Source organism: Azospirillum rugosum (assembly GCF_017876155.1).
Lineage (GTDB): Bacteria > Pseudomonadota > Alphaproteobacteria > Azospirillales > Azospirillaceae > Azospirillum > Azospirillum rugosum.
The window spans coordinates 114,619-130,008 of record NZ_JAGINP010000012.1 but is presented as its reverse complement, the minus strand read 5'-3'; the positions used below and the strand labels follow the sequence as shown (position 1 = coordinate 130,008).

The 15,390-nt window shown below is 70.0% G+C and carries 15 protein-coding genes; 10 read left to right on the top strand and 5 right to left on the bottom strand.

Annotated elements, in window-relative coordinates; all coding sequences use genetic code 11:
• The first annotated feature begins 73 nt into the window (after positions 1-73).
• Positions 74-1,285: a response regulator gene (locus J2851_RS17475; RefSeq protein WP_209767667.1), complete on the top strand. Its 1,212-nt coding sequence runs from the start codon at positions 74-76 to the stop codon at positions 1,283-1,285.
• Positions 1,286-1,319: 34 nt separating this feature from the next.
• Here J2851_RS17475 and J2851_RS17470 read toward each other — a convergent pair whose 3' ends face one another.
• Both J2851_RS17470 and J2851_RS17465 read right to left on the bottom strand, forming a co-directional pair.
• Positions 1,320-2,093 carry a LuxR C-terminal-related transcriptional regulator gene (locus J2851_RS17470; protein ID WP_209767666.1) on the bottom strand — a complete coding sequence of 258 codons (774 nt, stop codon included), beginning with the start codon at positions 2,091-2,093 and terminating at the stop codon, positions 1,320-1,322.
• A 298-nt stretch (positions 2,094-2,391) separates the two neighbouring features.
• Positions 2,392-3,414 (bottom strand): NADP-dependent oxidoreductase, encoded by a 1,023-nt coding sequence (locus J2851_RS17465; protein ID WP_209767665.1) that lies wholly within the window; start codon positions 3,412-3,414, stop codon positions 2,392-2,394.
• Between the two features lie 241 nt (positions 3,415-3,655).
• On the opposite strand from J2851_RS17465, the gene J2851_RS17460 reads away from it, so the two are divergent.
• Positions 3,656-4,129: a winged helix-turn-helix transcriptional regulator gene (locus tag J2851_RS17460; protein ID WP_209767664.1), complete on the top strand. Its 474-nt coding sequence runs from the start codon at positions 3,656-3,658 to the stop codon at positions 4,127-4,129.
• Between the two features lie 8 nt (positions 4,130-4,137).
• On the opposite strand, the gene J2851_RS17455 is transcribed toward J2851_RS17460, so the two are convergent.
• Entirely contained in the window at positions 4,138-5,379 is a 1,242-nt protein-coding gene (locus J2851_RS17455; protein WP_209767663.1) for a molybdopterin molybdotransferase MoeA, read from the bottom strand.
• A gap of 58 nt (positions 5,380-5,437) precedes the next feature.
• Entirely contained in the window at positions 5,438-5,959 is a 522-nt protein-coding gene (locus tag J2851_RS17450) for a DUF1993 domain-containing protein (protein ID WP_209767662.1), read from the bottom strand.
• 213 nt (positions 5,960-6,172) lie between these two features.
• Between J2851_RS17450 and J2851_RS17445 the strand changes: the two genes are divergently transcribed.
• From J2851_RS17445 to J2851_RS17430, 4 genes are read left to right on the top strand one after another with little or no spacing between them, the layout of a single operon-like run.
• Positions 6,173-6,655 carry a DUF305 domain-containing protein gene (locus J2851_RS17445; protein ID WP_209767661.1) on the top strand — a complete coding sequence of 161 codons (483 nt, stop codon included), beginning with the start codon at positions 6,173-6,175 and terminating at the stop codon, positions 6,653-6,655.
• 1 nt (position 6,656) lies between these two features.
• Positions 6,657-8,132: a YncE family protein gene (locus J2851_RS17440; protein ID WP_209767660.1), complete on the top strand. Its 1,476-nt coding sequence runs from the start codon at positions 6,657-6,659 to the stop codon at positions 8,130-8,132.
• 25 nt (positions 8,133-8,157) lie between these two features.
• Complete coding sequence (locus J2851_RS17435; protein ID WP_209767659.1) at positions 8,158-8,694, top strand: sigma-70 family RNA polymerase sigma factor; 537 nt, start codon at positions 8,158-8,160, stop codon at positions 8,692-8,694.
• On the top strand, positions 8,691-9,530 hold the full coding sequence (locus J2851_RS17430; protein WP_209767658.1) for an anti-sigma factor family protein: 840 nt from the start codon (positions 8,691-8,693) through the stop codon (positions 9,528-9,530). Before J2851_RS17435 ends, J2851_RS17430 begins: the two co-directional genes overlap by 4 nt.
• Before the next feature lie 10 nt (positions 9,531-9,540).
• Here J2851_RS17430 and J2851_RS17425 read toward each other — a convergent pair whose 3' ends face one another.
• Positions 9,541-10,956: an aminotransferase-like domain-containing protein gene (locus J2851_RS17425; RefSeq protein WP_209767657.1), complete on the bottom strand. Its 1,416-nt coding sequence runs from the start codon at positions 10,954-10,956 to the stop codon at positions 9,541-9,543.
• Positions 10,957-11,461: 505 nt separating this feature from the next.
• On the opposite strand from J2851_RS17425, the gene J2851_RS17420 reads away from it, so the two are divergent.
• Genes J2851_RS17420 through J2851_RS17405 form a run of 4 tightly spaced genes read left to right on the top strand, consistent with a single transcriptional unit; the run spans position 11,462 to position 15,348 of the window.
• Complete coding sequence (locus tag J2851_RS17420) at positions 11,462-11,944, top strand: MSMEG_0572/Sll0783 family nitrogen starvation response protein (protein ID WP_209767656.1); 483 nt, start codon at positions 11,462-11,464, stop codon at positions 11,942-11,944.
• 21 nt (positions 11,945-11,965) lie between these two features.
• Positions 11,966-12,964 (top strand): Nit6803 family nitrilase, encoded by a 999-nt coding sequence (locus J2851_RS17415; protein ID WP_209767655.1) that lies wholly within the window; start codon positions 11,966-11,968, stop codon positions 12,962-12,964.
• Complete coding sequence (locus J2851_RS17410) at positions 12,936-14,042, top strand: MSMEG_0568 family radical SAM protein (RefSeq protein ID WP_209767654.1); 1,107 nt, start codon at positions 12,936-12,938, stop codon at positions 14,040-14,042. Before J2851_RS17415 ends, J2851_RS17410 begins: the two co-directional genes overlap by 29 nt.
• Before the next feature lie 40 nt (positions 14,043-14,082).
• A complete protein-coding gene (locus J2851_RS17405; RefSeq protein ID WP_209767653.1) occupies positions 14,083-15,348 on the top strand; it encodes an MSMEG_0569 family flavin-dependent oxidoreductase in 1,266 nt (421 codons plus the stop codon).
• Positions 15,349-15,390: the final 42 nt, after the last annotated feature.

The following is a 15,390-nucleotide window of genomic DNA, read 5'->3' as shown; positions in this document are numbered from 1 at the left end:
TGATTCCACGCTTCACAGATTCTGCGCGCGTGCGCGCGTCTCATGCCCAGAGACCGATGGAGATTTCAAAATCATGACGCAGTCCACCAACGGTTCACGCAACGAGCGCTTGCTGGTGGTCGAAGATGATCCGTTCAGCCAGGAATTGATCGCCCTTTATCTGCGCAAGGCCGGCTTTCACGACATCACGGCGGCGACGGACGGACGGCAGGCCGTCGATCTGGCGAAGGCGGCGCACTACGACTTGGTCCTGCTTGACCTGAACCTGCCCCGCATCAGCGGGACCGACGTGCTGCGCCGGCTGAAGAAGGAAGGTCATCTGACGAACACGCCGGTGGTCGTGATCTCCTCGCTCACCAACATGGAGGAAACGGTCCAGTGCCTGGACCTGGGGGCGGAGGACTACCTGCCGAAGCCCTTCAACGTGCGCCTGCTCGAAGGCCGCGTGAACGACTGCCTGGAACGCCACCGCCTGCGCCGCGAAGCGCAGGCCGCCGCCGCGCGGGAGGAGCGCGACCGCAAGGCCGCGCGGGCCCTGCTCGGCGCCATGGCGACGGCCAGCCTGCCGCCGCAGGCCCCGGATTTTCCCTGCGATTGCGCGCTCGGCCACGATCCGGCCCCGACGATCGGCGGCGATCTGGTGGAACTGTTCCGCACCGCGGACGGCCGCGTGGCCTTCCTTGCCGCGACAGCCGGGAGCGAGGGCGTTTCGGCGACGCTGGCGGTGGCGCGCGTCCGCACGCTGGTCCGTGCCGCCGTTGAGGACGCCGCGCTGACCGGCGGCCGCGCGGAACCCGACGCCGTGCTCCAGCGGGTCAACGCAGCCCTGTTCGCCGACCCGGAGGGTGGCGAACAGGATGGGGCGCCGGCCGGAACGGTCGCGGCGCTGTTCGGCCTGTTCGACCCGCAAAGCGGCGCGGTGCAGATCGCCAACGCCGGCTTCTCCGATCCCCTGGCGCTTGGGCCGGCGCGCGGCGTGGCCCCGGTGTCGGCCCCGCGCGGGCGTCCGCTCGGTGCCTACGCGGAGGCGGTCTACACGACTCACCCCCTCCAGGTGAATGTGGGTGAAACGCTGCTGGTCCTGACGGACGGATTCGCGGAGACCACCGACGCGTCCGCGGCCCAGCTGGGCGAGAACCGCCTGCGCAAGCGGCTGGACGCGCTGCTGTCCGCCACCCCGGCGCAGCTGATCGACGCGCTGCGCAAGGAGGCGGAGGACTTTGCCGGGGCGACGCCGCAGAGCAAGGACCGCAGCGCGCTCGCCCTGCACCGCCCTCGCGGCTGATCGGAAGTCGGATGTGACGCGGGGAATGCCCGCGTCACACCCGCGCGATCCTTCCGGCCGGCGGGTGCGGCGACGGCCGGATGCCGTTGTTCGCGGCCCAGATCGCCGCCTGGGTCCGGTTGGACAGGTTGAGCCGGCGCAGCAGGCTGCGCAGGCTCGCCCTGGCCTCCGTCTCGGAGATGTGGAGATCCTCGGCGATGCCGCGGACGGATTTCCCGGACTGCAATCCATGCAGCAAATCGGTGTCGCGCCAGGATAAGGATGCCCTCTCCACGGCCGCGTCGGGATCCGGGGCGACGATGTCGCTGGTCCGCAGCCAGTCCGCCAGGCGCGTCGGGAACACGGTTTCCCCGGCCAGGACCACGCTGAGCGATTGGATCAGGGCGTCGGGCGCCGTGTCCTTCAGCAGGTAGCCCTTGACCCCCGCGTGCAGCGCCGCGCAAAGCCGTCGGATCGACAGCCGCTCCTCCAGCACGACCAGACGGGCGCCGGGAGCACGGGCGCAAAGACAGCGCAAATTTTCGTAGGCATCGATCGTCGTCCCGGCGAGATCCACCAGCAGAAGGTCGGGACGGCGGAGATCGGAAGGCGTCCGGTCCGCCGCCCGATCTGCCGCCCGATCTGCTGACGCATCGAACCGGTGCAGGCGCGACACGCCGTCCCGCGCGTTGCCGTAGGCCCCGATCACCGGAACACCGGCGGCAACTCCGGTGGGCCGGATGGCGATGGGCCGGTCGGTGCCACCATGAAGCAGCCGATCCAGCGTTTCCCCCAGTCCTTGCCTCGCGTCGGCTTTCAGCGCCGTCATTCCGTTCCCCCTTCGCGTTCTGTCCGCGCTCGCCGGGCGCGTTTCCCCCAGGCCGTTCCAGTGCGACGGCGAACGTATCCCGCGTCGATTTTCATCCCTGCGAAAGGGCGTTACCGCCCCAGCCTAGGCGGTGGAGCGGCGTACCTGCATTTTGGTCCGTGCCCGCTTGACCCAGGCCATGACGCCCGACCTATGCCCTTTGGCGCAGGGGGCCCCAAACGCGCCCAGCGGCATGGCTTTCACAATGAAAGTGATTGCTTAGGTTGATTTCGTAATGAAGGCTACCGGCCGACCAGCGCTAGGCGTCGACCCGCACCAGCACCTTTCCGAAATTCCGGCCTTCCAGCATGCCCAGGAATGCAGCCGGCGCGTTCTCCAAGCCTTCGGTCACGTCCTCGCGGTAACGGATGCGGCCGTCGGCGACGGCCGGGGCCAGTTCGCGCAGGAAGTCGCCGTAATGCTCGGCCTCGAACTCGTAATTGATGAAGCCGCGCAACGTCAGGCTCTTGGTCAGGATCGCGCGCATGGTGGCCGGCAGGGCGTCGGTGGGGTTGTCCGCGACGCCGTTGTACTGCGCGATCAAGCCGCAGACCGGCACGCGGGCGAAGCGGTTCAGCAGGGGAAGAACGGCCTGCCAGACCGCCCCGCCGACATTCTCGAAATAGACGTCGATGCCCTGCGGGCAGGCGGCGGCAAGGCGCTCCGGCAGCCCCGGCTCCCGGTGGTCGAGCGCCTCGTCGAAGCCCAGTTCCTCCTTGACGTAGCGGCACTTGTCCGCCCCGCCGGCGATGCCCACGGCCCGCGCGCCGGCCATCTTGGCGAGTTGGCCGACCAGCGACCCGACCGGCCCGCTCGCCGCCGCGACGACCACGGTCTCCCCCGCGCGCGGCTTGCCGATCACCTTCAGGCCGGAATAGGCGGTGAATCCAGGCATGCCGAGCACGCCGAGGCGCGTGGACGGCGGCGCCAGCGCCGGGTCCACCTTGCGCAGGCCCTGGCCGTCGGACGGCGCGTGGGTGCGCCACCCCGTCCGGGCCAGGACCAGCTCCCCCCGGGCAAAGCCGGGATGATCGGATTCCAGCACTTCCGCGACGCTTTCACCCTCCATCACCTCGCCGATGCCCACGGGCTTTGCGTAGGACTTCCGGTCGTCCATGCGGCCGCGCATGTAGGGGTCGAGCGACAGCGTCCGCACGCGCAGCAGCAGGCCGCCGCGCGGCATCTCCGGCATCGGCGTCTCCTCCAGCCGGAAGTCGGCGAGGCTGGGCCGTCCCTGTGGCCGGGACGCAAGGACGATCTGGCGGGCGCGTTCAAGACTCATGTCGATGTCTCCACAGGGAAAGAAGACGGCTCACGGCGTCGGCGTGTGAACACGGCTGTCCTGGTAAACACGCAAGTGGGTGCCTGCCTCCGCGCATGACATCGATCTTGCAATATGTTAACTATTATCATGCAAGTTGCTGGCTGGCGGAATCGGATTGCGTGCCTCCCTGCGGGCGCCTATATCAGCCAGCCGAGCGAGGCAGCGGTGCAACTCCACAAACGTCAGGTACGGCCCGATCATGCGGCGCAAGAGCTTCAGCGAGATGAAATGTCCGGTCGCCCAAAGCCTGGAGCGCGTGGGCGAGTGGTGGAGCATTCTGATCATGCGCGATGCTTTGCGCGGCCTTTCGCGCTTCGACGAATTCCAGAAAAGTCTCGACATCGCTCCGAATATCCTTAGCCGCCGGCTGAATGATCTGGTCGAGCACGGGCTGCTGGAAAAGCGCCGCTACTGCGACGCGCCGCCGCGCGACGAGTATGTGCCGACGGAGATCGGCCGCGACTTCCGCTCGGTGATCCTGGCCATGCTGGCCTGGGGCAACCGGCATTTCGCCCCCGACGGCAAGGCGGTCGTCCTGATGAACACCGACACGGGCGAAGAGGCCGACCCCATCCTGGTCGACCGCGTCAGCGGAAGGCCGGTCAGCGACCCGGCCTTCAAGACCGCCCGCGGGCCGGCCGCCGACGAGACGACCCCCTACAGCCGGTCGTAACGCCCGCCTCAGCCGAGCAGGCCGGTGAAGGGCAGGAAGTCCACAAGATCGCCGGCCCGGATCTCCGTCGCGTCCGCCGCCATGTCGATGAGCCCGTCGCTCTCCGCCATGGAGGTCAGCACGCCGGAGCTGTTGTTGGGGAACTTCCGGGCGACGGGGCGGCCGTCGGGGCCCGTCTCCAGCCGGGCGCGCAGGAACTCCCGCCGGCCGGGCTTCTTGGTGAAGGAGAAGCCGGCCACCACGAGGCTGCGCGGCACCACGGACTCGCCGCCGGACAGCCGCAGCACCAGCGGACGCCCAACCAGCATGAAGGTGACCATCGCCGACACCGGGTTGCCGGGCAGGCCGAGGAACGGGGTCTGGCCGACTTGGCCCAGGGCGAGCGGCTTGCCGGGGCGCAGCGCCAGGCGCCACAGGTGGAGCGAACCCAGTGCCGAAACCGCGGCCTTCACATGGTCCTCCTCCCCCACCGACATGCCGCCGGAGGAGACGATCAGGTCGGCCTCGTCAGCGGCGGCGGCCAGCGCGGCGCGCACCGCGTCCGGCTGGTCGGGCAGGATGCCGAGGTCGCGCAGTTCGACGCCGAGCGCCAGCAGTTGGGCGGCCAGCGTGTAGCGGTTGGCGTCGAAGATGGCGCCGTCCGGCTTGCCGCCGCCCGGCTCGCGAAGCTCGTCCCCGGTGGAGAACAGCGCGACGCGCAGCCGGCGGCGCACCCGCAGCGTGCTGCGCCCGACCGCGGCGGCAAGGCCGACCTCCTGGGCGCGCAGCCGCCGTCCCTCCGCCAGGACGACGGCGCCAGCGCGCATGTCCTCCCCGGCCGCGCGCACGTTGCTGCCGCGCTCCAACGGCGGCACCAGGACGGTGCCGTCGCCGGCCTCGCACTCCTCCTGCATGGCGACGGTGTCGGCGCCGTCGGGCAGCGGGGCACCGGTGAAGATGCGCACCGCCTCCCCCGGCCCGACCGTGCCTGCGAAAACCGTCCCCGCCGGAACGCGGCCGACCACCGCGAGGCGGCGCGGCTCATCCGGCGATCCGTCCGCCGGGGCGCGGAAGGCCCAGCCGTCCATGGACGACACGGCCATCGGCGGCACGTTGACGCCTGCCGTCACGTCCTCCGCCAGGAAGCGGCCCAGCGCGTCGTGCAGGGCGACGGTTTCGGCGCCGGCCACCGGGCGCACGCCCTCCCGGATCACGGCGAGCGCGTCGTCCAGGGGCAGAAGGCCGGAACCCGGCACGGCAAAGCAATCCATGCTCGTCCACTCTACGATTGGTCATCACGCCAGAAGATAGGGTGGGCACGCCGTCCCGTTAACGGGCCGCCCCGTCCTCGTGCGCGAAGGAGCCGAGGTAGTCGGTCTTGCTCAGCGTGACGCCGGCGTGGCGGAGCAGGTCGTAGGCCGTCGTGATGTGGAAGAAGAAGTTCGGCAGGGCGTGCATCAGCAGGTAATCGTCGGCCCGCAGCAGCGCGCCGGACGGGTGCGTGATCTCCCGGTCCTTGCCCGCCTCGACCGCGGCGGGGTCCACCGACCGCAGGAAGTCGATCGTCTTCGCCACACGCTCCTGCAGTTCCGGAAAGCTCGCCTCATTGTCCTCAAAGCGGGGCGCGGCGAGGCCGGTGACGCGGTGAACGGCGAATTTCGCCGTGTCGCTCGCCCGCTGCACCTGGCCGGTCAGCGGGAACATGTCCGGCGCCAGGCGCAGGTCGATCAGCCGGGACGGGTCAAGGCCCTGCTCCGCCGCGTGCCCGGCCCCCTTGTCGAGCAGCGTGGACAGGATGGTCAGCCCACGGACGAAGACCGGGACGGAAGTTCTGTAAAGCGAAAGGCTCATCGGGGTTTGTCCGTTCAGTATGCCGGAAGCCGGAAAGCGGCAGCGCGGACGGTACGGCGCCCCCGGAACGGCTTAAAGGACTTTAAAGCCACCGTTTGGGACATTCCTCCGGTGGCGGCGGGCACCGCGAAAAAATGCGCCGAGGGGATCGGAATAAGTCCGCCGGTGGCGAGTCATCACCACACCGGACAACGAAAGCCTACCGGAGACAGCATGTTCCCTTCGCCACGCAGGATCGCGCGATCCTTACCGTCCGTCGCGGCCGCCTCGCTGGCCCTCGCCCTTGCGGGCGCTGCCCCGGCCCTCGCCGACGACAGCGGGGAAGCACGCTTCCTGGCCGAGAACGACGCGGCCATGACGACGATGATGAACGGCATGGCGGTCAAGCCGAGCGGCGACGTCGACCAGGACTTCGTCGCCATGATGACCGCCCACCACCAGGGCGCCATCGACATGGCGCTGGCCCTGCTGCGCCATGGGCGCAACGAGCAGCTTCGCCGCATCGCCCAGGAGATCATCGTCGAACAGCAGCAGGAGATCGCCGCGATGAAGCTCGCGATCGGCGCTCCCCTGCCCCCCTCGGCGCCGGTCCCTACGCAAACAGGCCCCACGCAAACCGGCCCGGACGTGCCCCCGCCGTCGGCGGACGCCATGGCCGCCCACCATCATTCCCATTCCGCCCAACAGGAGCCCTGACGTGCCCCGTTCCTTCCTCACCGCGGCGCTCGCCGCCACGACCTTCCTGTCCTTCGGCGCCGCCTGGGCCGGACAGGCGCCCGGCGCCGCCTCCGACGCCGACATACCGGTCAGCCACCGCGACCGCGTCTACGCCGCCGAGCAGTTCTCCAACACCGTGTCGGTGACCGATCCGGCCAACAACCGGCTTCTCGGCGTCATCCGGCTGGGCGACCCGCAGCCGGGCAACCTCAGCCCGCTCTACCGCGGGCAGGTCCTGGTGCACGGCATGGGCTTCTCGCCCGACCACCGGACGCTGGCGGTGGTGTCCATCGGCACCAACTCCGTCAGCTTCATCGACACCGCCACCAACGCGGTGAGGCACGTCACCTATGTCGGCCGCGCGCCGCACGAGGCCTTCTTCACCCCGGACGGCAGCGAGGTCTGGGTGACCGTGCGCGGCGAGGACTACGTCGCCGTGCTCGACGGCCACAGCTTCGAGGAGAAGACGCGGATCAAGGTGCCGGCCGGCCCCGGCATGCAGATCTTCTCGCCGGACGGCAAGTACGGCTATGTCTGCTCGTCCTTCAATCCGGAGACGGTGGTCGTCTCCGTGGCCGACCACCAGATCGTGGGCAAGGTCCGCCAAGCCAGCCCCTTCTGCCCCGACCTGGCCGCGACGCCGGACGGCGACCAGGTGTGGTTCACCCTGAAGGACGTCGGCAAGGTCCAGGTCTTCGACGCCCGGCCGCCATTCGGCCTGCTGAAGACGATCGACACCGGCCCCATCACCAACCATGTCAACATCGTCCGCAACGCGAAAGGCAGCTTCGCCTACGTGACGGTCGGGGGCCTGAACCAGGTGAAGGTGTTCCGCACCGACACGTTCGATCAGGTCGCGACCATCCCCGTCGGCAATCTGCCCCACGGGCTGTGGCCGTCCGGCGATGGCAGCCGCATCTATGTCGGGCTGGAGAACGCCGACGCCATGGCCGCCATCGACACCCTGACCAACCGCGTGATCGCGACGACTCCCATCGGACAGGCGCCGCAGGCCGTCGTCTACGTCCCCAACGCGGTGCCGGAGGGCGACGGGCGGGCCAACCTCCAGCCACTCGGGGTCGCGGGCGACGTCGCGCACCTGACGCTCGGCCCGGTTGGCAATACAATGGCCGGCAAGACCGCGAAGGACGGCACGCCGCCGACCAACGTGTCGCTGTTCAGCCAGGGCCTGTCCCAGGTGCTGCAAGCCTCGGTCACCGGGCTGGAGCCGAAGACCCCCTATGTGCTGGCGCTGTCCGACCATCCCGACGGCAAGGGCAAGGTGGAACCGCTGACCGCCTTCATGACCAACCCGGCGGGCTCGGCGATCGTCAACGCGGTCGGCCCCATCCGGCAGATCGTCCAGGGCAACGCCAAGGACGAGCGCCGGTATCTGGTGATCGCCTTGGGCACGCCGGACCAGCCGGGCGCCCCCGTCCAGGTCCAGAGCCGGTGAAGCCCGGCCGCGGAGGCCGTTAGGCATGAAGGACATGATGCTCCTCGTCGAGCCCCTGATCCCGGCACTGCGCCGCTACGCGCGCGTGCTGCTGCGCGACCGGGCCGGGGCCGACGATCTGGTGCAGGACTGCCTGGAGCGCGTCGTCGCCCGCTGGCACCAGCGGCGGGCCGACGGCGACGCGCGCACCTGGGTGTTCTCCATCCTGCACAACCTCGCCATGACGCGGCTCAGCCGCTCCCGGCGTGGCTGGCACGTCGCGCTGGAGGACGCCGACGAGGCGGCGACCGCCGCCCCGCCGACGCAGGAGCATGGCGTGATGCACAAGGACCTGATGCGCGCGCTCGACACCCTGCCGGAGGAGCAGCGCAGCGTCCTCCTGCTGGTGTCGGTGGAGGATTTGAGCTACGCCGAGGCGGCGCGCGTGCTGAACATTCCCATCGGCACCGTGATGTCGCGCCTGTCGCGGGCGCGCGAGAAACTGCTGCGGGCGACAGAGGCGGCCATGGAGGAGAAGGCGCCAGCCACCGGGCCCCGCCCCTGGCTGCGGAGGGTGAAATGACCGGCCGTCCGATCACCGAAGACGATCTGCACGCCTACATCGACGAGGCCCTGGACCCCACACGGCGGGGCGAGGTGCTGGCCTATCTGGACGCCCACCCCGAGGTCGAACGGCGCGTCGCCGCCATGGCCGCGCAACGCCGCGCCCTGCGGTCCGCGCTGGCGCCCGTCGCCGAGGAGCCGGTCCCGCCGGAGCTGAGCCTCGCCCGCATCATCGAGGCGCGGCAGTCCCGCTGGCGCAGCCGGTGGGTTCCCACCTGGCGGTCGGCCGCCGCGGCGGTCCTGATGGTCGGGCTGGGGGGCATCGGTGGCTGGTTCGCTCGCGGGACCGCACCGGCCGCGAGCGGCATCGCCGCGCTGAAGGAGGAAGCGGCGGCCAATTACCAGGTCTACGCCGCGGACCACATCCGTCCGGTCGAACTCCGCGCCGGCGACCGCGAGGAGCTGGTGACATGGATCTCGCAGCGACTGAAGCACCCCGTCGCCGTTCCGGACCTGTCGCGGTCGGGCTATCGCTTCATGGGCGGCCGGCTGGTGGCGACGCCGCACGGCGCCGCGGCCCTGTTCCTCTACGACGACGACCGCGGCACGCGCGTCGCCGTCCTGGTGCGCCCGATGGAGGTGGAAGGCGACACGCCGATGTCCCCGCACCGGGAGGGGCCGCTTGCCGGCTACGCCTGGGCCGACCGCGGCATCGGCTACAGCCTCGTGGCGGACGCGCCGTCGGCGTCCCTGCACCCGCTGGCGAACGAGGTGCGCCAGCAGGCCGACCGCGTGGGAGCCGCCTCGTCGATCTCCGCGATCGATAGCCTGAAACGGAAGCGTATTCTTCCCTGATCGCCGCCCCTCAAAGGAACGCGGCGGCGAAGGCCGGCGGCTGGGACAGGGTGTGGGCGATCATCTCCAGCGCGTGCCGCGTCTCCACGGCGTCGCAGCCGCCCAGGCACAGGCGCACCGCCTCCGGCGGCGGGTTGTTGACCGCGAAGGCGTCGCTGACGACGATGCCGAGGTTGGCACCGCGCAAGGTCGCGGCGAAGCTCGACCGGCTCCAGTCCGGCGGCAGGCGGAGCCAGAAATGGAAGGCCTCCGGCTTCGACCGCTGGCCGGCGTGGGGCAGGATGCTGCGCGCGAAACCCTGGCGCGCCGCCGATTCCGCGCGGACGGCGTCCAGGATGGCGTCGGCGGTGCCATCGACGATCCAGCGCGTCGCCAGCGCCAGGGTCAGCGGCGAGGCCATGACCGTCGTCGCCCGCAGATAGGCCGACAACTGCCAGACGCGCCGCGCCTCCGGCACCACCAGATAGGCGACGCGCAGGCCGGCCCCCAGCGCCTTCGCCAGCCCGCCGATGTAGAAGACCAGCTCCGGCGCCAGCGCCGCAAGCGGCGGCGGCCCGTCGACCGGCAGCGCGCCGTAGGCGTCGTCCTCGATCACCGCGACGCCGTGGCGCCGCGCGACCTCCAGCAGGGCGCGGCGGCGTTCCAGCGGCACCGTGATGGTGGTTGGGTTTTGCAGGGTCGGGTTGCAGTAGAGTGCCTTCGGCCTGCGCGTCCGGCACGCCTCCTCGAAGGCGTCCGGAAGGATGCCGTCCTCGTCCATGGCCAGCCCGACGACCTCCAGTCCCTGCTGCGCCGCAAGCCCGCGCAGGCCCGGGTAGGTCAGCGCCTCCGCGCAGATCACGTCGCCGGCCTTGGCGAGCGACGCCAGCACGCCCTGAAGCGCGCTGTGGGTGCCGGCGCAGACCAGCAGCCGGTCCACCGGCACGGGCAGGCCGCGCCGCGCCAGCCAGTCGGCGCCCGCCTGCCGGTCCTCCGGCAAGCCGCCGAACTCCTGGTAGCGCAGCAGGTCGATCAGGTCCCGCCCGACCTCCGCCAGACCGTCCTGCATGCGGGCGACCAGCACCGGATCCTCGATCTCCGGGGGAAGGTTCATCGAGAAATCGGCCCGCCTGCGCGCCGGGGCGTTGCGGACCGACGGTTCCGGGCGTGGTGCAGCGGCGGGCGCCGGTGCGGCATCGCGCACAAAGGTCCCGGCGCCGATGCGGGATTCGATCAGGCCGCGCCGCTGCGCCTCCTGGTAGCCGCGCGCCACCGTTGTGAAGTCCAGCGACAGCGCCTCGGCCAGCGCGCGCTGGGCCGGCAGGCGGTCGCCGGGCACGAGCCGGCCACCGCGCAGGTCGTCCGCGATCGCGTCGGCGATGGCGAGATAGAGCGGCTTGTCGCTGCTGTGGATCGGGGAATGCCAGGGGTGCGGGGACTGGTGCATTGACTGGATATTGGCCTTCAAAGACTGCATTCAATGGGCGCCCGACGCATGGATCCGAAATGGGCAGCGCCTCTTCCTTCAGCAGTCGCTTCCCGTCCCTGGAGGCGCATCCTATGCGTCCCTGCCTTCCCTGGCAAGAATGACCGCAGCGGCGGCGTGAAACCGTAACGGCACCGCGGAATCCCGCCACTTTCGGCAGAGTCTCCGCCCCGTCCGCAAGGCGCGTAAAGGGCCGCGTTCAGCCGTTCCAACGCTTTTGCCGGCAACCGGCAACGGGGCCGAATTGCTGCACAAGACATAATCATTCGCCCAGAATGATGAAAAACTTGCCACCACACGCCCGTTCAATGGGCGCTTAGGATTGTCATGACCGCACACTGAATGTGGTGATTGATCGCATATTGACTGCAAAATGACGGTATTGCGCCATTCACCTGTCCAGAGAAGTGACTGGCACGCGCTTTGCGAAGGATGCGGCATTCACGATCCCATAGGAGAGCGAGACATGCCTGCCGTCACCAAGCCGCAGAACCAGAAGGGCGATGTCCTGGTCGATTACGAAGAGAAGGTGTTCGAGGACGTGAAGGCGGAGCCGGGCGAAAAGGCGCTCGTCACCTTCCACACCGTGGCGTTCGAAGGCTCCATCGGCCTCGTCAACCTGCTCCAGGCCACGCGGCTTCTGCGCAAGGGGTTCGAGACGTCGGTCCTACTCTACGGGCCGGGCGTGACGCTGGGCGTGCAGCGCGGCTTCCCGACGCTGGGCGACGAGGCCTTCCCCGGCCACCAGGCGATGAACAAGCAGATCGTCAAGTTCATGGAGGAAGGCGGCAAGGTCTACGCCTGCCGCTTCGCGCTCCAGGCGCTGTACGGCCACGGCGAGGGCGCGCTGATCCCCGGCATCCGCCCGATCAGCCCGCTCGACGTGCTGGACATCGTCCTCCTGCACCGCAAGGCGAACGCCTTCATCCTGAACACCTGGACCCTGTAAGGCCGGATCGGAGGGCGGATCATGACGGAGAAACGAACGGTCAGGGTCGCGGCGGTCCAGATCGCCCCCGACCTGGACAGCGCCGACGGGACGGTCGACCGGGTGTGCCGGGCGATCGCGGACGCGGCGGAACGGGGGGCGACGCTGGTCGTCTTCCCGGAAACCGTCGTCCCCTACTACCCCTACTTCTCCTTCGTGCGTCCGCCCGTCCTGGCCGGGGCCGACCACCTGAAGCTCTACGAGCGGGCGGTGGTGGTGCCCGGCCCGGTCACCGACGCGGTGGCCGCGGCGGCCCGCGCCCACGGCGTGGTCGTCGTGCTGGGCGTCAACGAACGCGACCACGGGTCGCTCTACAACACGCAACTGGTCTTCGACGCCGACGGACGGCTGGTCCTGAAGCGCCGCAAGATCACCCCGACCTATCACGAGCGCATGATCTGGGGCCAGGGCGACGGCAGCGGGCTGGCCGTCGTGGACACCGCTGTCGGCCGCGTCGGCGCGCTGGCCTGCTGGGAGCATTACAACCCGCTCGCCCGCTACGCCCTGATGGCCCAGCACGAGGAGATCCACGTCGCGCAGTTCCCCGGATCCATGGTCGGACAAATCTTCGCCGACCAGATCGAGGTGTCGATCCGCCACCACGCGCTGGAGTCGGGCTGCTTCGTGGTGAACTCCACGGGCTGGCTGACGGATGAGCAGATCGCCGGCATCACGCCCGACGCCGGCTTGCAGAAGGCGCTGCGCGGCGGTTGCATGACCGCGATCATCTCGCCGGAAGGCAACCACGTCGTCCCGCCGCTGACCTCCGGCGAGGGCATCCTGGTCGCCGACCTGGACATGGCCCTGATCACCAAGCGCAAGCGGATGATGGACTCCGTCGGCCACTACGCGCGGCCGGAGCTTCTGTCCCTGCGCCTGGACAACCGGCCGGCGGCCCCCATGGCCGCGACCCTGCCGACCGCCCCCCTCCCGCAGAAGGACGACGCCGAGCATGACGATGCCCTCCTCCTTGCCCGCTAGCCGGCTGATCACGGAGCTTCAGTCCTTCGGCATCCGGCTGGCCGACCCGCGCGTCGGCGCGCCGAGCCGCCGCGGCGGTGCCGGGCCCAGCGACCATAAGGCCGTCACCGTGGACGGGCGTACCGTCATGGTGCCGGTCCACACGGCCGGGGCCTTCGCCTCCCCCTACATGGCCGACGCGCCGGATGCCGAGGGCGCCAGCATCGTGCGCCGCGATGGGGTGGCGCTGGGCCGAGTCAGTTTCCCGCGGGTGCCGCGCTTTTACGCGTTGCAGACCATGGACGGGGTTCCCTATTCCAAGATCGCGGTGCTGCACGGGGCCGACGTGCTGGCGACCACCGTCCTGCAGACCTGCATCCGCTACCAGAGCCGGACCAAGACCTGCCAGTTCTGCTCCATCGGCCAATCGCTGGCGGCCGGCCGCACCATCGCCCGCAAGACGCCGGAGCAGCTGGCCGAGGTGGCGCGCGCTGCGGTGCTGCTGGACGGCGTGCGGCACATGGTGATGACCACCGGCACCCCGTCCACCCCCGACCGTGGTGCCGCCATCCTGTGCGAGAGCGCCAAGGCGGTGAAGGCGGCCGTGGACCTGCCGATCCAGGGCCAGTGCGAGCCGCCGGACAGCGACGCCTGGTTCACCCGCCTGTATGAGGCCGGCATCGACACGCTGGGCATGCATCTGGAGGCGGTGACGCCGGAGGTGCGCGCCCGCGTCATGCCCGGCAAGGCCAGCGTGCCGCTGGAGCGCTACTTCAGCGCCTTCGAGGCGGCCGTCCCCGTCTTCGGCCGCGGACAGGTGTCCACCTACATCCTCGCCGGCCTGGGCGACAGCCGGGAGGCGATCCTGGAGATGGCGGAGCGGCTGATCGTCCTGGGCGTCTACCCCTTCGTCGTGCCCTTCGTGCCCGTCTCCGGCACGCCGCTGGAGGACCACCCCGCCCCCAGCCCGGCCTTCATGCACGACCTGCTGTCCGCCATCGGCGGCATGCTGAAGCGGGCCGGCATGCGCGCGTCCGACAGCAAGGCCGGCTGCGGCAAATGCGGCGCCTGCTCCGCCCTGTCCAGCTTCGAGGAGTGACCCTCCCCTCCTCCACCCCCGCATTCCCCGGAGTCCCCCAATGAATGCCCCGTCCCACACCACCCACGTTCCGGTCGTCATCGTCGGCGGCGGCCAGGCCGGCCTGTCGGTCAGCCATCACCTGAAGAAGCTCGGCATCGACCATCTGGTGCTGGAGAAGAACCGCGTCGGCCATTCCTGGCGCAACGACCGCTGGGACACCTTCTGCCTCGTGACGCCGAACTGGCAGTGCCGCCTGCCCGACTACCCGTACCAGGGCACTGATCCCAAGGGTTTCATGCTGAAGGACGAGATCGTCGCCTATCTGGAGGGCTTCGCCCGCATGGTCGACCCGCCGATCCGCGAAGGCGTGTCGGTGACGCGCGTCGGCAAGGGGCCGCGCGGCGGCTTCGAGGTGGAGACCAGCGAGGGCCGGCTGACCGCCGACCATGTGGTGGTCGCCACCGGCGGCTACGACGTGCCGATCGTCCCGCCCTACGCCCACGCCCTGACCAAGGACGTGGCGCAGATCCACTCCGTCGACTACCGCAACCCGGACCAGCTGCCGCCGGGGGAGGTGCTGGTCGTCGGCTCCGGCCAGTCCGGCGTTCAGATCATGGAGGATCTGTACCTCGCCGGGCGCCAAGTCCATCTGTGCGTCGGCCCGGCGCCCCGCTCGCCGCGCCAGTACCGCGGCAAGGACGCCACGGAGTGGCTGATGGAGATGGGCTATTACGAGCTGACCATCGACCGCCACCCGCAGGGCGAAAAGGCCAAGGAGAAGACCAACCACTACATGTCCGGCCGTGCCGGCGGGCATGAGATCGACCTGCGCCGCTTCGCGCTCCAGGGCGTCAAGCTGTACGGCAGCATCGCCGGCATGGATGGTGCCACCATCCGCTTCGCCGACGACTTGGCGAAGAACCTGGACGACGCCGACGAGGTCTACGTCTCCATCCGCCGCGACATCGACAAATACATCGCCGCCCAGGGCATCGACGCGCCGGAGGAACCGCCTTTCGTCCCGGTCTGGACACCGCGGGACACGCCGACGGAAATCGACGCCAAGGCGGCGGGCATCGGCGCCATCGTCTGGGCGATCGGCTTCCGCCCCAACTATGCCTGGATCGACCTGCCGGCCTTTGACGGGCGCGGCGCCCCGAAGTTCACGCGCGGCGTCTCCCCGGTGGAGGGGCTGTATTTCATCGGGCTGCCCTGGCTGAACACCTGGGGGTCGGGCCGCTTCCTCGGCGTTGCGGACGACGCGCAGTTCCTGGCCGGGGTGATGAGCGAACGCCTGCACGCCCGCAAGTCCGCCGCCGCCTAACTACCCTCGCCCGCCTCCGGCGGGAGAGGGAGGGGCCCACGC

Bases quoted from the DNA above. Each gene is read 5' to 3' on its own strand.
- J2851_RS17475 (WP_209767667.1), top strand. From the start codon at position 74: ATGACGCAGTCCACCAACGGTTCACGCAACGAGCGCTTGCTGGTGGTC.
- J2851_RS17470 (WP_209767666.1), bottom strand. From the start codon at position 2,093: ATGACGGCGCTGAAAGCCGACGCGAGGCAAGGACTGGGGGAAACGCTG.
- J2851_RS17465 (WP_209767665.1), bottom strand. From the start codon at position 3,414: ATGAGTCTTGAACGCGCCCGCCAGATCGTCCTTGCGTCCCGGCCACAG.
- J2851_RS17460 (WP_209767664.1), top strand. From the start codon at position 3,656: ATGCGGCGCAAGAGCTTCAGCGAGATGAAATGTCCGGTCGCCCAAAGC.
- J2851_RS17455 (WP_209767663.1), bottom strand. From the start codon at position 5,379: ATGGATTGCTTTGCCGTGCCGGGTTCCGGCCTTCTGCCCCTGGACGAC.
- J2851_RS17450 (WP_209767662.1), bottom strand. From the start codon at position 5,959: ATGAGCCTTTCGCTTTACAGAACTTCCGTCCCGGTCTTCGTCCGTGGG.
- J2851_RS17445 (WP_209767661.1), top strand. From the start codon at position 6,173: ATGTTCCCTTCGCCACGCAGGATCGCGCGATCCTTACCGTCCGTCGCG.
- J2851_RS17435 (WP_209767659.1), top strand. From the start codon at position 8,158: ATGAAGGACATGATGCTCCTCGTCGAGCCCCTGATCCCGGCACTGCGC.
- J2851_RS17430 (WP_209767658.1), top strand. From the start codon at position 8,691: ATGACCGGCCGTCCGATCACCGAAGACGATCTGCACGCCTACATCGAC.
- J2851_RS17425 (WP_209767657.1), bottom strand. From the start codon at position 10,956: ATGCACCAGTCCCCGCACCCCTGGCATTCCCCGATCCACAGCAGCGAC.
- J2851_RS17420 (WP_209767656.1), top strand. From the start codon at position 11,462: ATGCCTGCCGTCACCAAGCCGCAGAACCAGAAGGGCGATGTCCTGGTC.
- J2851_RS17415 (WP_209767655.1), top strand. From the start codon at position 11,966: ATGACGGAGAAACGAACGGTCAGGGTCGCGGCGGTCCAGATCGCCCCC.
- J2851_RS17410 (WP_209767654.1), top strand. From the start codon at position 12,936: ATGACGATGCCCTCCTCCTTGCCCGCTAGCCGGCTGATCACGGAGCTT.
- J2851_RS17405 (WP_209767653.1), top strand. From the start codon at position 14,083: ATGAATGCCCCGTCCCACACCACCCACGTTCCGGTCGTCATCGTCGGC.